Consider the following 1,404-nt stretch of genomic DNA (forward strand, 5'->3'; position numbering starts at 1 on the left):
TAGTACTGCAACGGTCCTTGTCGTGACGGTTGGGCAGGTTCGGGTGGTGTGTGGCCGCGTCGTTTGTGGTGGCTGACGCGGGCTTGGTGTTGGCGTCTGCGTCGCCAGTGGGACCAGTGCAGGACGTGGTCGATGGGTGCGGGTTGGCGGTGGGTGAGGCGGTGGATCAGGCGTCTGAGCTCGGGGAGGCTGAGGGGGACGAGGCCGGAGGATCCGTTTCTGCTTTCTCTGTATCGAGTTCGCGGGCTCGCAGGACGGTGAGGCAGGCGTGGGCGGCCATGGCCAGGGTCATGTGGCGGTGCCAGCCGGGATAGCGGCGGACCTGGTAGTCGTCGAGCCCGCATTCCTGCTTGGCGGTCTGGAAGCATTCCTCGACGGCCCAGCGGGCGCCGGCGACGCGGATCAGCTGGTCGAGGGTGGTGTCGGCGGGGCAGTAGGCGATGTAGTAGGAGACTTCCCCGGGCCGGCTCACGCTGCGGCGGGCGATCACCCAGTGCCGCCGGTCTTCCCGGTGCCAGGGGCGGACCTCGACCCTCGCCCAGTCGAAGACCCGTGGCCCGTGGGCCCCGTTGCCGCACGAGCGGCGTTTCCACTTCTGCCGTGGCAGGTCGTGGAACAGGTCCTGGACGGGATGGTCCATGGCCCAGCGGGTGACGACGGTGTCGTGCCGGGTGGTGGCCATGACATGGAAGACATCCGCCCGTTCCAGCTCGGTCCGCCAGCTTTTCGAGTAGCCGTAGCCGGCGTCCGCGGTCACCCACCCGAACGGGATCTTCTCCTCGATCGCCCGGCGGACCATCGCCCTGGCCATCGCGACCTTCGTCTCGAAGCCGACCGCGTCGTCGATGCCGGCCCGCCGGCACCGTTCACGATCGTCCGTCCATGAGGCGGGCAGGTAGAGACGGCGGTCGATCAGCGTCCGTCCCAACGGAGCCGCATAGGCGAGGAAGACCCCGACCTGCGAGTTCTCCGTCCGCCCCGCCGTTCCCGAGTACTGCCGCTGAACCCCGGCCGACCTCACACCCTTCTTCAGGAAACCGGTGTCGTCCACGATCAGCACCGCCTCCGGGTCGCCGAGATGCTCCACGACATACTCGCGAACATCGTCCAGGACCTCCTCCGCATCCCAGTCGATCCGGTTCAGCAGCCGGTGGATCCGGTCCGGACCCGCATGCCCGGCCTCCTCCGCCAGCGTCCAGCCGTTCTTCCGCTCCAGCGGAGCGATCAACCCCCGCATATACGCAAGCGCCGACTCACGCGGCTCCGACCTGGCAAAACGGTGCACGAACCGCTCATGCAGAGCCTTCAACTCACCCGCCCACGAACGGGCATCAACCAATACCCCACCCATGGACAGAACAACGACTCACCTGCCCAACCATCACGACAAGGACCGTTGCAGTA

1 protein-coding gene is annotated in these 1,404 nt (G+C 67.3%); it reads right to left on the reverse strand.

From position 1 onward, the window contains the following. Window positions 1-166: 166 nt before the first annotated feature. On the reverse strand, window positions 167-1,351 hold the full coding sequence (locus tag ACFVZH_RS40395; RefSeq protein WP_384905639.1) for an IS701 family transposase: 1,185 nt from the start codon (window positions 1,349-1,351) through the stop codon (window positions 167-169). Between the last annotated feature and the right edge of the window lie 53 nt (window positions 1,352-1,404).

Source organism: Streptomyces sp. NPDC059534 (genome assembly GCF_042743475.1).
In the GTDB taxonomy this organism is placed as follows: domain Bacteria; phylum Actinomycetota; class Actinomycetes; order Streptomycetales; family Streptomycetaceae; genus Streptomyces.